This window comes from Vibrio sp. 10N.222.46.A1 (assembly GCF_041473595.1).
Lineage (GTDB): Bacteria > Pseudomonadota > Gammaproteobacteria > Enterobacterales > Vibrionaceae > Vibrio > Vibrio tasmaniensis_A.
The window spans coordinates 1-2,047 of the sequence record NZ_JBFRSN010000512.1 but is presented as its reverse complement, the minus strand read 5'-3'; the positions used below and the strand labels follow the sequence as shown (position 1 = coordinate 2,047).

The window sequence follows — 2,047 nt, the reverse complement described above, 5'->3', positions numbered from 1 at the left end:
TTAAAAAAGTCCAATGTTCAGTTATTGCTGTTAGTTGCTATTGCCTCACTGTTTATTTCACCTGTCTTGATAGACAGCAGCACACTGTGGCCGAGTCATGTGACGCTTATTCCGGTCATTGCTACCGCGATAATTCTGCTTTTGAATTTGGACCTCAATTTTACCTTTCATAAATCACGACTGATACAATGGGTTGGGTTGTGTTCCTACTCAATTTATCTCTGGCATTGGCCTATTAATGTTTTCATTAAGAACCTTACGAGCAACACTATTACTCACAATATAGTTGGAGTAATGATATCGGTATTGATGGGGATCCTTTCTTTTAAGTTCATTGAAAGTTACCGACCTAAAAAAGCACGTAAAGGCGCTAGTTTTTTTGTGGCTTATTATCCCGTAGTTTTTGCTATCCCTGTTGCCCTGATCGGACAGGTTGTTTATGAAAGTGAAGGGTTACTTTGGCGCCTGGATAAAACACAGCTAGTCATTGCACAAAGTGTCTATGAACGGAATCCACGAAGCGGAGAGTGCCACGTCGAATTTGGACCATCTCCTGAATGTCACTATGGCTCAGGACCCGTATCCGCTATTGTTTTAGGCGATAGTCATGGCGCATCGATAGTGAGAAGTGTTGAAGCGTCAGCACCTAACGATACATCGGTCATCGACTGGACGAGAAGCGCATGTCCGACGATTTCAGGTATCAAAAGAGTGCTTTCAAGTGGTGAGTTATCAGAAGAGTGTGGGGATTTTGTCTCAGCATCGCTAATAAAAGCGAAAACCAACTACCCTAATGTTCCTGTTGTTGTCATTAACAGAATGGGTGGCTATCTTTATGGTTCGAATGAAGATGGGTGGCAAAGTGAGAACGAAAAGATCAGTTTAATCGCAGGAGATAAAAGGTTTCAGACCAGATCGGAAGAGTACCTGAACTCAATCTTATCCAGTTTTGAAAAGACCATGTGCGAGCTTAGTCAATCTAACCCTGTTTATTTGGTCAAGCCAATCCCTGAGCTTAAGAAAGATGTACCTAAAACTATGTATAAGTATTCGATTTTAAATCAATCTGATATTTCGGTTTCTATTCCTCTTGAAGAGTACCGACAAAGAACCGCATTGATTACGAAATCTTATGAAAAAATCAGCCAAAACTGTCGAGTTACTCTTATAGACCCTGAACCGATATTTTGTGATGATCAGCAGTGCCTAGGGGATATCAACAATCACCCAACATACGTTGATGACGATCACCTGAATGAATTTGGTGCTGGCCAACTTATTCCTCAATTTCGCGAAAAAATATGGGGTCAATCAGCTCCGTAGGAAATGCTCATTCGCCCTTATTGTTTACACGAAAGAATAAGGGCGTTTCTGTGTTTGGAGCTATTGTGTTGGTCTTAAATGATTCGTTTAGGTAGCGATGTTTAAGATAAATTTCGGTTCAAGTGAACCCTTGTGCTATACTCCGCGCCCCAATCCGAATTGGCTTGTTAAATCTTAGGAAATTATTATGAGTGTTAAAAACGAACTTCAACAAATTAACAACCGTCTAGACAAGTGTCGCAACAAGTTAGCGGCTGCTAAAACTCGTAATGATCGTCCTGTTGTTCGTCAATTTGAAGATGAGATTAAGAAGCTAACTAAGAAAATTGCACAGCTTAAACACAAAGAAAGCTTTGATGTGAATCAAGAGCGTAAGTCTCTGATTGATATGCCATTTAGCCGTGAAATCACAAAAGCTGAGCAAGCGGATATGGGTAAACTTAAGAAGTCTGTTAAAGGATTAGTAATTGTTCACCCAATGACCAAGATCGGTAAAGAGCTTCGCATTGAGGTTATGACTGGTTACGCACCGAAAAAATTCTAATTGCCAGTGATGGTGATGAAAAAGGAGCTAGCAATAGCTCCTTTTTGCTTTTTTAGGTATTAAAAAAGCAGAGTCAGCGGTAATAATACTCACGCCGTTTTCAACTTTTTAGAGGTGATTGTTGTCACAAATCCTTTTATCTCCTATAAAAGTTAACGTGCTACTAACATGGCACCAAGT

2 protein-coding genes are annotated in these 2,047 nt (G+C 40.2%); both read left to right on the top strand.

Features of this window, described 5'->3' with window-relative positions; translation table 11 throughout:
- A partial coding sequence (locus AB4496_RS14950; protein WP_372131250.1) for an acyltransferase family protein occupies positions 1-1,323 on the top strand: 1,323 nt, incomplete at its 5' end.
- Positions 1,324-1,510: 187 nt separating this feature from the next.
- Positions 1,511-1,867: a YibL family ribosome-associated protein gene (locus tag AB4496_RS14945; protein WP_010432454.1), complete on the top strand. Its 357-nt coding sequence runs from the start codon at positions 1,511-1,513 to the stop codon at positions 1,865-1,867.
- Positions 1,868-2,047 lie beyond the last annotated feature (180 nt).

Excerpts from the sequence above, each read along its gene's own strand:
- AB4496_RS14945 (WP_010432454.1), top strand. The coding sequence starts at position 1,511 with ATGAGTGTTAAAAACGAACTTCAACAAATTAACAACCGTCTAGACAAG.